16 protein-coding genes are annotated in these 15,725 nt (G+C 48.5%); all 16 read left to right on the top strand.

Going from position 1 to position 15,725, the window contains the following annotated elements:
* Positions 1-167: 167 nt before the first annotated feature.
* The 16 genes from R3187_RS05345 to R3187_RS05270 all read left to right on the top strand — a co-directional run bounded on the left by R3187_RS05345 (position 168) and on the right by R3187_RS05270 (position 15,700).
* Complete coding sequence (locus R3187_RS05345) at positions 168-2,261, top strand: M13 family metallopeptidase (RefSeq protein WP_318965673.1); 2,094 nt, start codon at positions 168-170, stop codon at positions 2,259-2,261.
* A 70-nt stretch (positions 2,262-2,331) separates the two neighbouring features.
* Entirely contained in the window at positions 2,332-4,758 is a 2,427-nt protein-coding gene (locus R3187_RS05340) for an alpha/beta hydrolase family protein (protein ID WP_318965672.1), read from the top strand.
* Between the two features lie 208 nt (positions 4,759-4,966).
* Positions 4,967-5,191, top strand: coding sequence for a hypothetical protein (locus tag R3187_RS05335; protein ID WP_318965671.1), 225 nt, complete (start codon positions 4,967-4,969; stop codon positions 5,189-5,191).
* Positions 5,192-5,295: 104 nt separating this feature from the next.
* Positions 5,296-5,745 carry a hypothetical protein gene (locus R3187_RS05330; protein ID WP_318965670.1) on the top strand — a complete coding sequence of 150 codons (450 nt, stop codon included), beginning with the start codon at positions 5,296-5,298 and terminating at the stop codon, positions 5,743-5,745.
* 93 nt (positions 5,746-5,838) lie between these two features.
* Positions 5,839-6,240 (top strand): hypothetical protein, encoded by a 402-nt coding sequence (locus tag R3187_RS05325; protein ID WP_318965669.1) that lies wholly within the window; start codon positions 5,839-5,841, stop codon positions 6,238-6,240.
* 66 nt (positions 6,241-6,306) lie between these two features.
* Positions 6,307-6,585 carry a hypothetical protein gene (locus R3187_RS05320; protein ID WP_318965668.1) on the top strand — a complete coding sequence of 93 codons (279 nt, stop codon included), beginning with the start codon at positions 6,307-6,309 and terminating at the stop codon, positions 6,583-6,585.
* A gap of 82 nt (positions 6,586-6,667) precedes the next feature.
* Positions 6,668-7,087: a hypothetical protein gene (locus R3187_RS05315; RefSeq protein ID WP_318965667.1), complete on the top strand. Its 420-nt coding sequence runs from the start codon at positions 6,668-6,670 to the stop codon at positions 7,085-7,087.
* A 442-nt stretch (positions 7,088-7,529) separates the two neighbouring features.
* Positions 7,530-7,931: a hypothetical protein gene (locus R3187_RS05310; RefSeq protein ID WP_318965666.1), complete on the top strand. Its 402-nt coding sequence runs from the start codon at positions 7,530-7,532 to the stop codon at positions 7,929-7,931.
* A gap of 148 nt (positions 7,932-8,079) precedes the next feature.
* On the top strand, positions 8,080-8,604 hold the full coding sequence (locus R3187_RS05305; protein WP_318965665.1) for a hypothetical protein: 525 nt from the start codon (positions 8,080-8,082) through the stop codon (positions 8,602-8,604).
* A gap of 289 nt (positions 8,605-8,893) precedes the next feature.
* A complete protein-coding gene (locus R3187_RS05300) occupies positions 8,894-9,226 on the top strand; it encodes a hypothetical protein (RefSeq protein WP_318965664.1) in 333 nt (110 codons plus the stop codon).
* A gap of 77 nt (positions 9,227-9,303) precedes the next feature.
* Positions 9,304-10,242 carry a signal peptidase I gene (gene lepB / locus R3187_RS05295; RefSeq protein WP_318965663.1) on the top strand — a complete coding sequence of 313 codons (939 nt, stop codon included), beginning with the start codon at positions 9,304-9,306 and terminating at the stop codon, positions 10,240-10,242.
* A gap of 88 nt (positions 10,243-10,330) precedes the next feature.
* Positions 10,331-10,669, top strand: coding sequence for a hypothetical protein (locus R3187_RS05290; protein WP_318965662.1), 339 nt, complete (start codon positions 10,331-10,333; stop codon positions 10,667-10,669).
* A gap of 445 nt (positions 10,670-11,114) precedes the next feature.
* Positions 11,115-11,510, top strand: coding sequence for a hypothetical protein (locus R3187_RS05285; RefSeq protein ID WP_318965661.1), 396 nt, complete (start codon positions 11,115-11,117; stop codon positions 11,508-11,510).
* 292 nt (positions 11,511-11,802) lie between these two features.
* Positions 11,803-13,113 (top strand): hypothetical protein, encoded by a 1,311-nt coding sequence (locus R3187_RS05280; RefSeq protein WP_318965660.1) that lies wholly within the window; start codon positions 11,803-11,805, stop codon positions 13,111-13,113.
* Between the two features lie 101 nt (positions 13,114-13,214).
* Entirely contained in the window at positions 13,215-14,519 is a 1,305-nt protein-coding gene (locus R3187_RS05275; protein ID WP_318965659.1) for a formylglycine-generating enzyme family protein, read from the top strand.
* A 29-nt stretch (positions 14,520-14,548) separates the two neighbouring features.
* Positions 14,549-15,700: an MFS transporter gene (locus R3187_RS05270; protein WP_318965658.1), complete on the top strand. Its 1,152-nt coding sequence runs from the start codon at positions 14,549-14,551 to the stop codon at positions 15,698-15,700.
* Positions 15,701-15,725 lie beyond the last annotated feature (25 nt).

The raw sequence follows: 15,725 nt of genomic DNA, 5'->3' as shown, positions 1-15,725 counted from the left end.
CTGCTTAAAATGCCGGCGTAATTCAAGTAAAACCGCTTAAGCAATCGTAGTTTGCCTTTTGTCGCAGCCTGACAGCGGGCTAACCTGCCGTGCTTTACAACCAAAGCAGAGCTTTTACACTCGGGTTATATTTAAATCAAAAAGCAGCAATCATCCAGGGAACCTCTATGAATAGAATATCCACGTTAGCGTTAGGCGTCGCGTTGTCGCTCGGCCTGACCGCCTGCAGCAGTCAGCCGGTTGTCAGTAATAGCGCGCAGCAATCCGCCACATCATCTGCCGCAACATCGACCCAACAAGCTGAACAACCGTTAGGCTCTGGCATCAACCCGGCCAATATGGACACCAGTGTTGCCCCACAGCAGGACTTTTTCCGTTATGTTAACGGTAATTGGCTTACCAGCACCGATATACCGGCTGACAAAGCCCGCTGGGGTAGTTTTGATGAACTGCGGGAAAATGCTGAAAAGCAGGTACTGGCCATTATTCAGGAGCTGGCAGCCAGCCAGCACGCAACAGGGTCTGATAGCCAGAAAATGGCTGATTTATACCGCTCTTATCTGGACGAAGCACGAATTAATGCGCTGGGCCTTTCGCCGTTAAGCAGTGAGATCAGCCGGATAGAGCAGCTGCAAAGTGCTGCCGAGTTAAGCCAGTATTGGGGTGAAAATCAGCGCTATCGCTTCGGTACCCCTCTGGCGGTCTATGTTGGACAGGATCAGCGCCAGTCTGATCAGTACATCACCGGCGCCAGCCAGGCCGGCCTGGGCATGCCCGACCGTGATTACTATTTAAAAGACGATGAACGCAGCAAGGTATTGCTGGCACAATATGGCAGCTTTATTGAGCAGTTATGGCAACTGGCGGGCTGGGACAATGCAGAGCAGGCTGCCAAAAACATTCTGGCGATTGAAACCAAACTGGCCGAAGCCCAGTGGAGCCGCATTCAGAACCGGGATCGCAATGCCACCTATAATAAATTAAGCAAAGCCGAGCTGGCTGAACTGGCGCCCGGCTTCGACTGGCTAAGGTTTCTGGCCGCCGCAGAACTGGGCGACATCGAACATATTGTGGTGCGCCAGCCCAGCTATTTTAAAGCCTTTGCCAGCATTCAGGCCGAGGTGCCGCTGGCCCAGTGGCAGCAATATCTGAAATTTCATTTATTACGCGCTAATGCCAATAACCTGAGTGAGCCTTTTGTTAACGCCAGCTTCGATTTTTACGGCCGTATTTTAAGTGGCCTGCAGGAGCAGCGCAGCCGCGAAAAACGCGCGGTCAGCACTGTCGAAAGCAACCTGGGCTTTATGGTTGGTAAAGAGTATGTCCAGCGCCATTTCCAGCCTGAAGCCAAAGCGCGGATGGACGAAATGATTGAAAACCTGCGGGTTGCCTTTAAAGAGGCCATCGACGATCTGGAATGGATGAGCCCGGCCACTAAAGTGGAAGCCCAAGCCAAGCTGGCCAAGTTTAATACTAAAATTGGTTATCCGGATGTCTGGCGCGATTACGAATGCGTAACGATTGCCGCTGATGATTTAATTGGTAACCTGCGCCGCAGTGCCGACTGTGAATACCAGCGGATGGTAAATCGGCTGGGCCAGCCGGTAAACCGCGATGAATGGGGCATGACGCCGCAAACCGTTAATGCCTATTACAGCTCAACGATGAACGAAATTGTGTTCCCTGCCGCCATCTTACAGCCGCCATTCTTTAATGTAGAGGCAGACGATGCGGTGAACTATGGTGCTATTGGCGGGGTTATCGGCCATGAGTTTACCCATGGTTTTGATGATCAGGGCCGCCGCTCTGATGGCGAGGGTAACCTGCGCGACTGGTGGGTACCTGAAGATGAAAGCCAGTTCCGGGCGCGGGCGCAGCGGATGATTGACCAGTACAGCAACTTTAACCCGATTGACGATTTACGCCTGCAGGGTGCGTTGGGGCTGGGTGAAAATATCGCCGATTTAGGCGGCTTAACGGTATCTTACCGCGCTTATCAGAAAGCGACCGCAGGTCAGCCGGACGTGACGATTGATGGCTTTACCCCGGAGCAACGGTTCTTTATGGGCTGGGCTCAGGTCTGGCGGATTAAATTCCGGGATGAAGCGCTGCGTCAGCAGGTTATTACCGGGCCACATTCGCCGGGTATGTACCGGGTACTGGGGGTGCTGTCGAATATGCCGGAGTTTTACCAGGCGTTTGATGTTAAACCCGGTGATGCGATGTACCGTGAAGAAGATGTCCGGGTGAAAATCTGGTAAGGCAGGGTTGCCCTGAAGCGCAGGCAGCTTGCACAAGCCTGCGCCTTTTATTTTTAAAAGGATTAAATCAGTGAAAAAACTTTTAGTGATACCTTTAAGCCTGATGCTGCTGTTGTTATGCAGCCAGTTAAGCGCGGCAGCGGTTGATACCGGTTATCGCGAGCCTGCTCCTGAAGTCACTGCTATTGTCGACGCGGCACCGTCTCCCGGTGCCAGCTTAAGCCCTGACGGCAGCACGCTGCTAAGCCTGCAGTTTCCGGCGCTGCCCAGTCTGGCCGATTTAGCGGCACCTGAGCACCGGCTGGCCGGAGTACGGTTAAACCCGGCGAACAATGGCCCCAGTCAGCCACGCTATATTGCCGGTGTTACCCTGATTGATATTGCCAGCGGTAACAGCCGGCAAATTAAAGGTCTGCCGGCAAATTTAAAGGTGATAACGGCTGAGTGGTCGCCTGACAGCCGCTACATTGCTGTAGTGCAACTGGATGACAACGCCAGCAGCCTGTGGCGGATAGATACTAAAAATGCCACGGCCAAACGCTGGGGTAAACTGCAGCCCAATGCCGTGCAGGGCGCCCGGCTGGAGTGGGCGGCTAACAGCGACGCAGTCTATTTACTGGCGGTATCTGAAAAGCGGCCGGCAACCCCTGTCGCGCCGAAAGTACCCGCCGGCCCGGTGGTTACTGAAGCCCGGGGCCGCACGGCACCGGCCCGTACCTATCAGGATTTATTAGAAGATGCCCATGATGAGGCGCTGTTCAGCCATTACTTCAGCAGCCAGCTGGTTAAAATTACCCTGAAAAATAAGCTGACAACCATTGGGAAACCGGCGCTGATCCGCAGCTTCAGCCTGTCACCGGACAACCAGCATATTCTGGTAAGCCGGATAGTACCGCCATTCTCGTATGCGGTACCCATCTACCGGTTTGCCACCAACACCGAGGTATGGAACCTGCGGGGCGAAGTCAGCTATCTGGTTGCTAAGCAACCGGTAGCCGATAACCTGCCTATCGCTTTTGATGCGGTGGTTACCGGGCCGCGCAGCGTCAGCTGGCGTAACGATGCCCCGGCAACCTTGAACTGGGCTCAGGCTGCAGACGGTGGCGATCCTGCAAATGAAGCCGAGGTACGCGATCAGTTATGGCAACTGGCCGCACCTTTTAACAGCGAACCGGTGAAACTACTGGATATGGCATTCCGCTTTCGCGATTTACTGGCTGCCAATGCCGGCACCGCTTTGGTATACGAAGGCTGGTGGCAGGAGCGGCAGGAAAAAGTCTGGTTAATCAGTCCGGATGGCAGTGCCAAGCCGCGTTTATTATGGCAGCGCTCTACTGAAGACCGCTACGGCGACCCGGGCCGGCCGTTAATGACCACAGCCGACAATGGCCAGCGCTTATTGCGGCTGGAACAGGGCCATATTTACCTGACAGCAGTGGGTGCATCAGAGCAAGGCAACCGGCCTTTTATTGATAAGTACCACCTGGCAAGCGGCGACAGTGAGCGGCTGTGGCGCTCAGAAGCACCGTATTATGAATACCCGATTACCCTGCTGCCCAGCGGTAAATTACTGACTCAGCGCGAAGCACCGACTGAGCCGGCTGATTTTTATCTGCGCGATTTGCAAAGCGGTGAGCTGACCGCACTAACCGATACCCCACACCCGATGCCGCATACGCTGGGCATCAGCCGTGAGCTGATTAACTACCAGCGCGCAGACGGCGTGCCAATGTCAGCGAACCTGATTTTACCGGCGGGCTACGATGCCAAACGTGACGGCCCCTTGCCGACGGTGATCTGGGCTTATCCGCGTGAATTCCGCAATGCGGCGGCCGCCGGACAGGTATCAGATTCACCTTACCGGTTTAACCGGGTAAGTTACTGGACCCCGCAGTTCCTGGCGACCCAGGGCTATGCGGTGCTGGATAACGCCACTATGCCAATTGTTGGTGAAGGCGAGGTAGAGCCAAACGATAACTTTATTGCCCAGCTGGTGCTGAACGCCGAAGCGGCGATTTCAGCCGGGGTAAGCCGTGGCGTTACCGATCCTGAGCGGGTCGCCATTGGTGGTCACTCTTACGGCGCCTTTATGACAGCCAACCTGCTGGCGCATACCAACTTATTTAAAGCCGGTATTGCCAGAAGCGGCGCCTATAACCGCAGCTTAACGCCGTTTGGTTTTCAGCGTGAACAGCGGACGTTGTGGGACGACCCGGACTTATATCTGGCGATGTCACCGTTTTTCCATGCGGACAAGCTGAAAACACCATTGTTGATGATCCATGGCACCGATGACAATAACTCCGGCACCTTCCCAATGCAGAGCGAGCGCTTATATCAGGCCGTTAAAGGCCATGGTGGCACCGTTCGGTTAGTGATGTTGCCGCTGGAATCACACGGCTACCGCGCCCGCGAATCGGTCCTGCATATGCTGTGGGAAACCCAGCAATGGCTGGATGAGTTTGTCAAAAACGCCGGGTCTGCCAAGGCGCAGTAACATAAATTAGTGCTGTACCAGCAACAACCCAAGGGCTGCCATCGCAGCCCTTTTTATTTAAGGTAATAGCATCACAAAAATGTATTGATTTTTAGAAGCTTGCAGCGTAACTTCAAATTTTTTACAAAAGATAGAATGTAATTTACACCGCGTGAAAGCATGGGCGTTACAAACTACTAAATTGTTATAAACCAGAAGGAGATTTGGTTTGGATTTTATTTATGCAAAATATTTCGCTTTGCTATTTATCGTATTCATATTGATCATGGGCGTGGTGTCTTACTACCTTGGCCGTCGTAAAACGCAAACGCCAGTGCTAACAGGTTTGCTTGGTGTGGTGCTTTCAATCATTCCACCGTTTGGTCTGCTATATCTGGTGGTATTAGTGCTGAAAAAAGATGTAGTTTTAACTTCTGCGGCAGTAAGTGGGTAAAGTGGTTTATAACAAAGCCAGGCACGGCGACGTTTTTTGCGCTGCGGCTTCGCCTTCACTACAAAGCCGCACGTACTGGCGGGCGTTATAAATCAAGGACGGTAATGCGATATTTTTTTGCACTTATCTTTTGCTTTAATTTCGGTGCTTTCGCCTGTGGTAAGGAAGACATTCCATTTGTAGCGTTTGCTATTAACGAAATCGACTCACCAGAAGGCTACCTCACTTTCAATATTTTATCGCCAGTAATGAAAGGTGATTTTTATTTAAACGGCATTACAGCTGTCGTTGAAAATGAATTTATAGTGGCTTTGGATATCAAAAAAGACAAAGAATACAAAGGCGATTATTACTCTTCTTATTTGAGTATCGCCGAAAAACACGTTGAAAAAGTTAAAGTTATTATGGCGTACAATGCTACAGTTTTGGATCGGTCTGTTTATGCATTCTGTTTAAATTCAGCGGAGTATGCTCTAAAAGATCTGTTATCCGTGGAGCCTGTGGAAAAAGCTCCACCGCCACCTCCGGGTTCTTCGGTAGAGGAGGGTAATTGATGTACTACAAACGCCATCAAAGCGCCGCTTCGCAGCTGGACTCGCAACAAGCTGCTCGCGTGTATGGCCGGCGTTAAGCGATATCATGAATCGATGAAGAACATAGCAATTGCGATTGTCAGCGCCGCGCTCGTTGTAGCAATCTGCACGTTTCTAATGGGCCTGGCTGAGCAATACCGAAATTGGGAAGTTAGTGCCCTGGTTGCTGCGGTCGCAGCAACAGTTTCAATCATTGCTTTAATTGTTGTAGCGTTGCCGCTGCATTACGCCTTATCCCGCACCGGTAAGGTGGGTGCGGTCTGGTATGTTGTCCCGGGTATTCTAGTTGGGGCTGGGTTTGTGCCAGGCCTTAAGCCATTCGGTCAGGACGCTGTATCAGGGTTAATTTTGCAAAGTCTATGGTGTGGTTTACTCGGTGCCATTGGTGCAGCAACGTTCTGGTTTTTTGCGGTCCGGAGGCCGCGCTTAACAAAGCAAAGCATTCAGACGGTATAAAGCGTCTCTCTGCTTCGCTAAAGCCACGCTTAAAGCAGCAGTATTATACATTCTGGAGAGTTTAGTTTGAGTTCTTTAAAGCCACCAAAAAGTATTTTCTTCGCTGCGGCATGGATGTCTCTGTCAGTTTTTGTTGCTTTAGCAGGCTATGTGGCGCTTTTTGATAAAGCTCCGTTTGCCATGTTTGGGCTATTCACTCTGTCAATTTTGCTTTTTGTTGTGGGGCTGCAGCGTACAGAACGCTTTTATGTTAACCAGGGTATTTTTAATAGCCGGATTCGGATTCTCGGTTTTGCAGCAGCTTTGTGCGGCATTGGTACTGTTTTTTATGCAGCAACCGTATAAATGTATAAGAAACGGCAGCACAACGCGCCGTTGGCACTTGACTCACAGCAAGCTGCTCGCGTGAGTAGCGGCCGTTATCCCTATGAATAGAATCACAGTAATTCTCACTGTAGTTGCTCTCTTCGGTTGCACTGACAGCGGATACATAGCCAGCAAAACGAGTGAAGAGATTTACTCTGAACTCAAGGCTAATAACTTTGAAACTTTAGAGTTGTCCAGGTTGGGTGGTGATAATTGGACCAAAGTGTGCTTTTTAGGGCCATACAACGAAATGTCAGAAAAGGCTCTAGGTTTCAACTGGCAAGTATCGGAATATACTGATGTGCTTAAATCGGATGGTCATAATGTCATTGTGTTCGCCACCGAGTCGAAAGTAGTTGAATATGTAATCCATTCTCGCAGTACAGGTGATTTTTGGCAGTTGTCAGGTGAGTGCTTCAGCCGTGAAAACTCGGATTTAGTAAAAGGCTCAGGCGGAGACTTTGTCCGTCCAAAGGCATAACGGGCGAATGCACCAGACAAATTTACGCCGTCACCTTTTGTGCAAGAATACGCACGAAGGCCGTCATCATAAATTGCTCGGTGGGCCGGGCATTATGTGTTTTCAGAGGTATTATTTTAATGTCAAACGTCTTAAATGTGGTTAAGTTACGGAACGCCAAATCGGATTTCAAAATGCTGGTTGTGTTGGCATTTTGCCTCGTTGCCATATCATTTTTTGCAATTGGTTTTGTGTATGCCCAAGCCCCAGAAATTGATATTTTAGTTAAGCTTCTGGTAATCATGGGTACTGTTAATATTGCTATGGTTTTATACGTAATTAGAAAATTCAATGCTATATCAAATATATAGCAATGCTTATAACTTGCAGCCTTCGGTCGCTGGGACGCCAAACTCACTGGCGCGTTTTTGTTGCCCGTGTGCTTTGCATTAGGTAATCTCAGATGTTTTCTCCTTATTTCCTGACTGAACAAGATTTTGGAATGTATCCTGAAGTCGATGTGCGGACAGATGAGCATGGTGGTATTGCTCTAAGGCTTGTGTTTAATTCGCGGGTCTTAGAAGTATTATTCAGTGAGATTATCGCATTTAATTGCATTGAGGAAAGCATTTACGAATTGTCACTAATACCAGGTATGCCAACAGATGTTGAATTTGCACATCAAGAAAATGGAGCAACAAAAACACCAGTCTGGAAATCTTCTGTTAATTTCAGGCGCGGTTATTATGGTCATCTCGATTCGTATTGTGCGGATGCACCGTTAGAATCTTATTTAATTTTTGGTGCCGATTACGTGGTATTGGTTGAGTCAATCGGTTCGGTAGATGTTAAGTTTGCAACTTAATCACCTAACAAACCGCATCGTTCGGGGCCGGCGATACTTTCCCAATAAAGTAGACGCTTATCACAAGTTACCATGCCAACTAGTAAAAGCCTTCTCCAGGCAAAGCTGTGCTGGCCATTGAGGCTTTAGCCATTTAAGAGGATTTAGCATGAGGTTTTGGATCATATTAGTTGTTTTGTTGCTGGCGGCTTGTAGTACAACTCAGCAAGAAACACAGGCGAGAAAGGAAGCTAACCAAGAATTACCTGATTCAAAAAAGGTGTATTTTTTTCAACATCGTCTTTTGCCAGAGTGGACATTCACTTCTGATGGTAATTTCTTTAACGATCTTCTTCAGAGTGATCTTACAAAGTTGAGGGCGGCCGCAACAAAAATAGTCTCAAAAGACTATGCGGAAATGATCAAAACAGAGGTGGTTGATAACCAAGCTGCTGTTTTAATTACATTCCCTCAGCCAAAAAACATGGCTGATTGTTTTTACATTCTAATCGTGAAAAAGAATGATGATTTCGCGTTCTATACATATGAAAAAACAATGAGCTTTGAACAAAACGACCCCGTTAAGGGCATAGTTGGAATATGGTCAAAAGAAGGTAGTCATGGGAATCTAGGCCCAAGAACCTATACATCATCCTCAGATTTCATCCAGGATGTTCTTAGTAACAGTGGCTAATAATGCGCTGTTGTCGCCACTATCGTGGCTGGGACGGCTGAGTATGAGCGCAAATGCGCATAACCAAGTGTCTACTTTTTATGGGTAAGAGCAGTAATTATGTATGTTGGCGAAGCTGGAGATCTATTTGGCGAGTGGACAGTCTTTTTCAAAATGAAGGACTCTGTAAGAAAAGTAGAAATTCCATTGGAAACTTCATTTAGGCTGGTTAAAAGTAAGGCTAGCAAGTCAATATAGCCAACCGCGAACGCGTCGGCTGACTGAAGCGTTACATGCATTAGGAAATACAGTGCCAAGCCAAAAAGAAATATGTAGCAGGTACGATGTAATACCTTTTCCCTCGAAAGAGAGTGAAAAGCTGGGCATTGCAATCGAAACTATTGGCAAGCTCCCAATTAATGGGTTCCGGCACAACCCTGAGAAAGGAACCTGTGGTTGGTACATTTGGTGCGGCGAAGAAATGTCTGACGATACGGATTTTTTCAAGCCATTGCATGTTGGCCACATAGCGGAATATCTACCTGAAATTGAGCAGTATTTATCATTGCCACCAGGTTATCGGTTTTTGATTGCTGGCGAGTACGAAGATGTTTGGCATGATCCACAGCTCAGCAGCATTTAACAAGGCCAAGCCTACTTCGTGGTTGGACCCCGGCACGCTCGGCCGGTGTTGGCAGTATTAGGCAAATAGGAGATAAATTGGAAGATTCATGGAAGCCTAAAGGCTGGCTAAGTATTTTTTACGGTTTGGTAATACAGCCCTTTGCATTTTTGTATGTTAACAAAGCCAAGTTGTTTTGGTTTTACTTAATTTTAGTTATATTTTTTTCATTGCTTGATACCAAGTTGCAGGCTATTGCTGATACCGAGTCTTGGCATCATCATCTTTATTTTACCTGGTTGTTTTTAGTCATTTGTCCTCTTCATGCTTATCTTATTTGTCGGGGGTACGATAAAGGTCAGCACAGGGAGTGGTACGCTGGTTGGTGGGCTACGTTACTATGTTTTCTCATGTTTTTTGCATTCTTATCTTTAGGCAGAACGTTTGTATATGAGCCATTTTCTATCCCCGCAAAGTCAATGAGTCCCACCTTAAATCCGGGTGATCAGGTTATAGTTAGTAAAAGTGGATTTGGAAACTATAGATATTTTGGCTTACAAATAGTCAAAAAAGCACCATCTAAAACACCGAAAAGAGGTGATTTGATTGTGTTCCAATATCCACAGAATCCTCAAATCGATTTTGTCAAAAGGGTTATAGGGCTACCAGGCGATACTGTTATATACCGCAGCAAAAGTATCTTTATTAAACCTTCTTGCAAGGTTGAATCGGCAAATTGTCCCGGTTTTACAGAGGTAATGAAAGAATACAAATTCACTGACTCGGAAGCTGGTTCAGAGCATGAGTATTATAACGAGTCGCTAGATACTGATACATACGATATTAAGCTGAACAGTAGTCAGCAAGACTTATTCGAACACTACTTTTATCAAGTTGGCACTCAGCCAGGTGAATGGTTAGTGCCCGATAAGCACTATTTCGTATTAGGTGACAATAGAGATAATAGCCTAGATAGTCGTTACTGGAGGTTTGTGCCTGAGAGCAATATCATTGGTAAAATAGCGTATGCTTGGTAATTCGCCTAAAAAACGCTGTTACTGGGACAAGTTTTTCGCTGCGTTCCAAACAAGCCCGAGCTGCGGCCGTTAGTTATTAAGGACAATTATGAGAACCCTCCAACTTCTAGGTTTTTCGCTTGCCATTGCAGGGATAATTTTAAGCTACGTGTTGCTAGCTCCTGTTGACGGTGAAACATCAGGAGCCTCCTCAGGAGCTGCAGGTCTGGGCATTATGTTTATGGCGTTACCTATGCTTGGTTGGTCTGCGCTGATGTTAGTACCTTCTTCAATAGCATTGTTTAACCACGAAATACGAAAGCGTACTTATTTCAGAGGAAATTTTTGGTTAAACCTTTGGAAAGTTAATCTGGTTATTTCCTTGGTATATATTGCCGTTGCCATTTATTTTGCTTATTTATGGCTTAAAGTCAGCATTGGCAACTAACCAGCGCAGTAACAATCGGCACTGCCTGAACTTCAATCACTAACCCCGTACCTTTTGCCTTTGTTACCAATTTTAATTGCTGTGGTTTTGCCGTTGTTTTGGTTCCGCTCCTATTACGCTGCTCTGAATAAGTACGCAAAGAGCAGGCAGAAAGTTAAAAAGTCAGCTGCGCATGAGGATACGAAAGTTAACCAAAATATTGAACGGTACGTAGAAGCTCAGAAATTAAAGAAACAGCAGGCGAAATGGTGGCAGTTTTGGATTTAATCTCTCCGGTGTCATCGTTTGCCGTCCCAAAAATCTTACCATTAAGTTGTTGCTTAACTGAGCGCCATAGGCTAAATTCAATTTGTTTACAAAATCCATAATCTTATTTACATCAAGTCTGGTGTAAAGAGTATAAATGGCTGTAGCAAACCCAGATACCAGAACCGGAGCCTGAAAAATGCTTAAATTATCTGCCAGTTTATTACTTTGTTTATTAATGATCGGTTGTGCTGCAAAGTCTTCTCATCAATTAACCGGTCAGGCCCGGGCTGCCATTTCACCGGCAGAGGTTATGGTGTTCAGCGAAGCTCCGCAGCAGTATTCAGAAATTGCTATTGTCACCGCGACCAGCGGTGGCTCTTTAAGTCCCGGAAATAAAGAGAAAACGGCAGACGTGTTAAATTGGTTAAAAGCTGAAGCGGCTGCGCTGGGCGCAAATGGCATTATTTTAACCAGCCTGGAAGAAGACGTTGAAATGGATCGGGTGCCAACCACAAACGGCACTCAAAGCAGCATCAATAACGTGACTAAGTTTTACCAGACAGCACGAGCACTGGCTGTTTATATTGATTAGTGTTGGTCAGCTAATTTTTCTTTAATAGTTGAGACTGTAGCAAAAGCATATGTTGTCACAAAGCAATTCATAATAATGATCTTAACTACTAAGGATTGTAGCGACAGAAGTACTTTCTAAACCCTCCCAAAGTCAATAATTAAAACTGCTCTTCAGGCCGCACTAGCGGCTTGTCTGCTGTTAACCGGCAAGTTAACTAATGGGATAAAAAGCCCTTTTGCAATAACTTGACCGTAAGCAAAATAATTATTAGAATCGCGCAAAAAATGTGCAGCTAGGGTTGGGATTTACTATGTCAAGCATTAGGCTCAAAGCATTAGCTATGGCACTGACTTTAGTTTGCACAGCAGGCAAAGCCGCACCGGCAGCTCAGCCGGAAACACTAGCCAGCGGGCAAGTTATATTTGCCAACTTGGACACGACAACCCCGAAGATGCCGGACGGTAGTCCATATGCTTGCTATGCTCTTCATACAATGGCAGGCGATCGCGTTTCAGTCAGCCTTAACTCTTCCGCTTTTGATCCCGCGTTAATAATTGCACGCGGCGCACTCTGCTCAGCATCCGCCTTACAATTTGAAAATGATAATTTTGAAACTGGAAACCTTAATGCTCACATTGAATTTACAGCAGCAGGCGGCCGCTACCTGATCCTCGCAAGAAGCACTCGTGCTGATGCTGTTGGTTCCTATTCTCTGAGTGTGCAAGGCGGCCAGACAGTTTTCGATGAAGCGAGTACTGCATCTTCAGACAAAGAACTGGAACGGCAACGTATCATGGAGCGCGAAGTAGCAAAACGGAAACAGCAGCTCGCAGCTATAGAAGCAAAACGTTTGCTCCAACAAGCAGAAGAGGCGCGTAATAATGCGGCTATTGCTGCGTGGGAAGCGGAAGAAGAACGACGCTGGGCGGCTGAAGAAACCAATGATTTCAACGGTGCTGCAGAAAAACAGCCTACGCAAAATATGATGGCTGGCATTCTTAACGGTTTGGCAAGCGGTTGGAACGAAGAGACGCAGAAACAAACGGCAATGGCAGCGCAGTTTGATGAAACACGTCAAATGATTGCGCAGCTGAAGGCTGAGGAGGCCGCTCGCCAGGAGCGGGAAGCCAGAGCTGCGCAGATTGATGCCGCTGCTCGTAAAGCGCAATTCCGATTGCAGCAAGCAAACGAAACTGCAAGGCGAGCACAAGCCAATGCCGAAGCTGCCGCTCAACGCAGCCGAGAGATCGAGCTTGCTTCCAGCTCAGCAGCTCAGGCATCTCCAAAAACCAGTTCATTTACCAATACCGCGACAGCACAGGCTGCCAAGTCTTCCGCTGCTTCAACTGATACTGACGCTAATCGCTGTGTAACAGCACCAGAAGTTCGTTTAAATGCTGCTTTTGAAGGAAATACATCTGCTAGTGTTATGAATGGTTGTGGCCAGTTGGTGGATATCCGTATTTGTTTAAAACGAACAGGTGGCTGGAACTGTGGGGTTGCTCCTGGCGTCGCACCACAGGAGCGTGGCGTTCATAGTTCTTTCCATGCGACCGGAGAAGTATTTGTTGATGCAAAAATCAAAGGCAGCCCACGAAGATTTGCTGATCCTGCTAATTAAATTAAAATTTATGACGCCGCTATTGAATAATGTGATGAAAGCATAAGCATTGTCCGGTATAGCTGCAGCGCTGTTAATTAATCAAAACGTTGGAACTATCAATGGACAATAAGTTAATCGTAAAAAGTGTTTCTATTTTGCTCTGTGTCGGGGCACTTTTATCAGGATGTACTAGTTTCGTTTCAGAATTCGGGTATGGTGAGGCTGCTACTCAGGGACGGCCATTGATACCAGGACAAACCCTGAATGGCACCATAACTCGTGCTGATTTTGCGTATCCTGGTACCATTGATCAGTTTCGCCCTAATGGTTTGCAGTATGTTTGTCATATTCTCGACACCACGAAGGGCAGCCATTGGGAAATTTCGTTGAAGGCAGATGGCGGTTCCCTGGCGATTGGGCGAGGCCCTACCTGTGTAGGCGCGCGGACATCAGGTTGGTACCAAACAGCTTCGGTGGAGGGGTTGTTAAATCCGACAGCCACATTGCGCTTTATTGCAAGTGGTGGCCAATACGCAGTGGCAGTTACAAGCTTGTATTATGGGCCGTTTGACATAACGGCAGTTGAAACACCTGCAAATTCTAACTATGCAACATTGCCGCCGGGTATGCGGCAACGTAAGGATCCTTCGTCTGGTACCGCATCGACTACAGAGCCAAACGCTGATGCAGGTGTCCGGCTTGCCGCTCAGATCTTTCGTGATTGCGATACTTGTCCCGAATTGGTCGTAGTACCTAAGGGTGCTTTTATGATGGGCTCACCAGACATGGAGGAGGGACGCACTCTTGATGAAGGCCCCAGACATAAAGTCACAATAAACCATGCATTTGCACTGGGCCGGTTTGAAGTGACTTTCGCTGAATATGATGCATGCATTGCCGATGGCGGGTGTGACACCGTCGCAGGAGCTGACGCTAACTGGGGCCGTGGTCGGCGGCCGGCTATAAATGTTAGTTATCAAAACGCACAGCATTACGTAGCTTGGCTTTCAGAGATAACAGGTGAAAAGTATTTTCTGCCTTCAGAATCTGAATGGGAGTACGCTGCCCGCGCAGGAACTGTCAGTCCATGGAATACCGGCAATGCAATTATTACAGCAGATGCTAACTTTCTTGAGACCTTTGGCAAAACTGTCCCCGTCGGCTCTTACCCTCCTAATGCGTTCAACCTGTACGATATGCATGGAAACGTATGGGAGTGGACTCAGGACTGCATGGATGCTGGTTATCTCGGCGCACCGCAAGATGGTTCTGTAGCTCCTGCCGGTGATTGTGGCAACAAACGTATTATACGCGGCGGAGCCTGGGACAGTATGCCAGATAAAATTCGTTCAGCGGCCCGACGGGTTACACCCAGCTATTCGATATCTGGTAACCTGGGATTTCGTGTAGCCCGAGCACTCTAGTTTTTAGCCCAGGTTTACCCGGTGGCAATATGAAAAGGATAAACAGCACAGGATTTGCTCTGCTCGGTGCCGGATTGGTAGCGATTAGTTACGGTCTGGCCCGCTTCGCTTTTGGCTTATTTGTGCCACCGATTCGTGCTGAGCTGGCGCTGACACCACAGACAATTGGTATCCTCGGTGCCTTGCCTTTACTGAGCTTTGTGCTGGCGACGCTGATCGCGCCTTTTGTGACCGAGCGGCTGGGTGCCCGCACCACCATCATGCTATCTGGTGGCTTTGCGGTTGCTGGCCTGCTGCTGATTAGCCTAGCCCGGGGGGCATGGTCGCTGGGGGTGGGGGTGATTGCCTGTGGTATCTGTACCGGTCTCATGATGCCCGCGCTGACTGCCGCCATGCAGCAACTGGTTAACCGTGCGGTGCATGGCCGGGTTAGTGCGGTAATGAACGCCGGTACCAGCTTAGGGGTAATGCTTGCAGCGCCGGCCATTGTTTTGCTGACCGGTGCCTGGCGGATGGCCTATCTGTGTTTTGCGTTGCTGGCTGCGGTTGCAGTAATAATCACCTGGTGGCGGATCCCTGCCATGTCGCGGCCTGCGCCTGCTGCACCGTCGGCTAAGCTTAGCAAGCTGCCATGGTGGCCGCTTGGCAGGCTGTCGCTGTTTGCGCTGGCGATGGGGTTTGTCTCCAGTGCTTACTGGATCTTCGCACCTGATCTGGTGGTCAGTTTAGGCTCGTTACCCGCGGGGGCAACCGGCTGGTTGTGGTTAGCCGTGGGGCTTGCTGGATTAAGTGGTGCTGCGGTGGCTGATCTGGCCGATCGCATTCACTCTGCGCTCACTCACGCCCTGATGTTTACCCTGCTGGCAGCCAGCCTGGCCTTACTTGCTGCCGGTTCTGGTCAGCTGCTGCCGTCGGTCGTTTCAGCCTTCATCTTTGGTCTGGCCTATATGAGCCTGACCGGGCTTTATCTGATGACTGCAGTCCGCCTGCTGCCAGGGCGGTTGTCAATGGGGCCGGTATTACCATTTATGGCCTGCGCGCTGGGACAGGCAGCGGGTTCGCCGGTAATAGGTAACCTGGTGAACAGCGTTGGCTACCAGCATGGTTTTGCGATTTTTTCCGCGGCCGCTATTGTGGTTGCGGCCTTATCCGCGCTGTATCCGCAAAATAATGGCCGTTAGCCGGTAGCTAACGGTTTGCCTGGCA

The sequence above is a fragment of the Arsukibacterium sp. genome (genome assembly GCF_033721375.1).
Lineage (GTDB): Bacteria > Pseudomonadota > Gammaproteobacteria > Enterobacterales > Alteromonadaceae > Alishewanella.
Note: the sequence above shows the minus strand (reverse complement) of the source record. Positions and strands in the feature narration are given on the sequence as shown.